The organism is Corallococcus sp. CA049B, assembly GCF_003611685.1.
Classification (GTDB): Bacteria; Myxococcota; Myxococcia; order Myxococcales; family Myxococcaceae; genus Corallococcus; species Corallococcus coralloides.
In genome coordinates this window covers 1-3,447 of record NZ_RAWC01000388.1, presented here as the reverse complement: position 1 = coordinate 3,447, position 3,447 = coordinate 1, and the positions used below count along the sequence as shown (strand labels likewise).

The window sequence follows — 3,447 nt, the reverse complement described above, 5'->3', positions numbered from 1 at the left end:
ACGCCGCCCCGCCCAGGCCCCGGCACGCAGGATGATGAGCTGGGATTGGGTAGATATCTGGCCATCCTGGGGGAGCGCCGCGGCACCATCGCGGCGTCCATCGTCCTGGCCCTGGCCCTGGGCGGGCTGTATCTGCTCGTCACGGCGCCGGTGTACAGGGCCAATGCCATCCTGCGCATCGAGCAGAAGGGCAGCAGCCTGGGCCAGCTGGACGAGCTGATTCCAGACGCGCCCAGCATGGCGGCCCCGGAGATGGAGGTCCTGGGCTCCCGGGCCTTGCTGGGGCGCGTGGCGGACGCGCTGCACCTGGGCGTGAGCGTGGAGCCCCGCTACTTCCCGGTGGTGGGCGCGGCCCATGCCCGGGCGCACCCGGGGCCGGACCTGGCGGCGGTGCCGTGGTGGGGCGGGGCCTCGTACGCCTGGGGCGGAGAGAAGCTCCAGGTGGAGCGGCTGAACGTGCCCACGGAGTGGGAGGACCTGCCGCTCACGCTCGTGGCGGACGCGGACGGCGCGTACACGCTGTGGGGGCCCGAGGGGCAGGTCGTGCTCCACGGCGCCGTGGGCACCGGCGCCCAGACGGAAGCGGGCGCGGCGCACGAGGTGGAGCTGTTCGTCACGGAGCTGCGCGCCCGGCCGGGGACGCGCTTCCAGGTGATGCGCCGCTCGAAGCTCGCGGTGGTGGAGGACCTGCAGCGCTCGCTGCGCATGGGGGAGAAGGGCGCCGGCACGGGCGTGCTCAACCTGACCCTGGACGGGCCGGACCCGGTGCTGGCCACCACCACGCTCCAAGCCATCGCGGACACCTACGTGCGCTCCAACGTGGAGCGCCGCAGCGAGGAGGCGGGCCGCACGCTGTCGTTCCTGGACAGCCAGCTGCCCGGCCTGCGCCAGGGCCTGGAGCAGGCGGAGTCCGCGCTGCGCGACTACCGCGCCGGCAAGGGCGGCGTGGACCTGGGGCTGGAGACGCAGGCCGTCCTCAACCGGAGCGTGGACCTGGACAAGGACCTCTCCACGCTCGCGCTGGAGCGCTCGGAGTTGCGCCAGCGCTTCACCGAGCACCACCCGCTCATCGTGGCCACGGAGCGCAAGATGGCGCGCCTGCGCACGGAGCGGAGCGCGCTGGCCGCCCGGCTCAAGGGCATCCCGGACGCGGAGCGGGTGTCCGCCCAGCTCACGCGCGACGTGAAGGTGGCCAACGAGCTCTACATCCTGCTCAACAACAAGGCCCAGGAGTACCGGGTGCTCAAGTCGAGCACCATCACCAACGCGCGCCTCATCGACGCGCCCGTGGTGACGCGCCTGCCCGTGCGCCCCCTGAAGCCGGACGTGTTCGCGGTCAGCGTGGTGCTGGGGCTGGTGTCCGGCGTCGCGCTGGCCTTCGCGCGCAAGTCGCTGCAACCGGGCGTCACCGACCCCGCCGCCCTGGAGTCCGCGCTCGCGGTGCCCGTGCTCGCCAGCGTCCCCACCGGCCCCCGCCGCGCCATGTCCCCCCGGAGCCCGTCCATCATCCTGGCGCGCAGCGTCCCCCGGGACGTCACCGTGGAGTGCGTGCGCGGCCTGAGGACCCGGCTCCAGCGGGCCATGAAGGAGGCGGGCAGCCACGTCGTCGCCGTCACCGGGACGAGCCCCGGCGCCGGGACGTCCTTCGTCGCCCTCAACCTGGCGTGGGTGCTGGCGGAGACGGGCCAGCGCGTGCTGCTGGTGGACGCGAACCTGCGCGGCGGCTGGCTGCACCGGTGCTTCCGCGAGGCGCACCTCCCCGGCCTCCATGAGGTGCTGCGGGGCGCCGCGACGCTGGAGCAGGCCCTGCTCCAGGAGGCCGCGCCCGGCCTGTCCTTCCTGGGCGCGGGCGCGCTCCCGCCAGACCCGGCGGAGCTGTTGGCCGGCGCGGCGTTCGACACGTTCGTGGCGCGCGTGGCGGCCGAGTACGACGTCGTCCTCTTCGACACGCCCTGCATCCTCGCGGTGACGGACGCGGCGCTCGTGGGCCGGCACGCGGGCGTGCGGCTCGCCGTGGTGCGCGCGGCCACCCAGTCCCTGCGCGAGGTGGCCACCGCGCTGCACCAGCTGGAGCAGAGCGGCGTCCCGGCCCGGGGCGTGGTCCTCAACGGCGTGCCGCGCTCCCGGGCGGGCCGCGCGGTGAGCGGCGTCTACCAATACGAATACCCGTCCGCGAGCTGAAGACCCACCGGGAGAGTCCATCGTGAGCTGGATGAGCTGCACAGGACTGGGCTTCATCGCGGCGCTCTACGTGCTCGCGGGCCGCTGGGGCTTCCACCGGCTGGGCCTCGCGGTCAACGAGGAGGTGGACACGAACCTGGTCCAGGAGCTGCGGCTCTGGATCGTCCTGTGCGGGGTGCTGCTTGCCTCCGTGGGGATGCTGCACCGCGCCCGGCGCGACGCGCGCCCCGGCGAGGCGCGCTTCGACCCGCCGCTCATCGCGGCCCTGCTGGGCTTCCTGGGCTACATGTGCGCCAGCATCACCTGGACGCCCGACCCGCTCTTCTCCCTGACCAAGGTCGCCGACATCCTGCTGGTGGGGCTGATGTGCGTGGGCTTCGCGCTGGCCTGCTTGCGCCAGCCCGCGCCCCGGGTGCTGGACGCGTTCTGGGCCGCCGTCGTCGTGGCCACGGGGCTGCTCGCGCTCACCGCCGTCAAGCAACTGCTGGCGGGCGGCGGGAGCGCGCGGCTGGCGGTGATGGGCGGCGGGCCCAACATCCTCGCGCGGCTCATGGGGCTGCTCGCCATCGGGGCGCTCTACTTCTGGTACTGGAGGGGCCAGGCGTGGCTGTGGATTCCGGTGGCCGCCACCGGCGTCGTGCTGGCGCTGCTCACGGGCTCGCGCGGCGGGTCCGCCGCCATCGTCGCGGGCATCACCACCTGCCTCGTGGTGGGGCGCGTGCCGCTGCGCCGGCTGCTGCTGCTGCTGCTGCTGGCGACCGCCGCCATCACCGCGGTGACCCTGTTCTCCCCGCTGGGGGAGGCGCTGAGCAACTCCGTGCAGGAGCGCTTCCTGCGCCTCACCCTCAACTACGAGTCGGGGGCGGGCGGCGCCAGCGGCAAGGACAACACGGTGTACCTGTCCGGGCGGGAGATCCTCTACGCCAGGGCCCTCCAGTTGGGGAAGGACTACCCGGTGGCGGGGGCGGGGCTCGCGGCGTTCCCCGCGCTGCGCCTGGGCGTCTACCCGCACAACCTCTTCCTGGAGGTCTTCTGCGAGGGCGGCGTCGTGGGGCTGCTCCTGCTCGCGACCGTCATCGCCACCTTCGTGCGCTCGGCGCTCATGAGGCGCCAGGGCCTGGATGGCGCCACCGCGGGCGCGGCGGTGCTGGTGCTCCTGGGCAGCCAGGCCAGCGGCGACCTCTACGACAGCCGGGCCTTCTTCCTCTTGATGGTGATGGCCTCCGCGACCGCGGCCCCCGGGCGGAAGCCCGCGCAGTCGGGCCC

General features: G+C 73.9%; 2 protein-coding genes. Both read left to right on the top strand.

Going from position 1 to position 3,447, the window contains the following annotated elements; genetic code table 11:
- On the top strand, positions 1-2,181 hold a 2,181-nt coding region (locus D7W82_RS38880; protein WP_120623080.1), incomplete at its 5' end, for a polysaccharide biosynthesis tyrosine autokinase.
- Positions 2,182-2,212: 31 nt separating this feature from the next.
- Positions 2,213-3,447 (top strand): O-antigen ligase (locus tag D7W82_RS38875; RefSeq protein WP_216619350.1); only part of this gene is annotated, 1,235 nt, incomplete at its 3' end.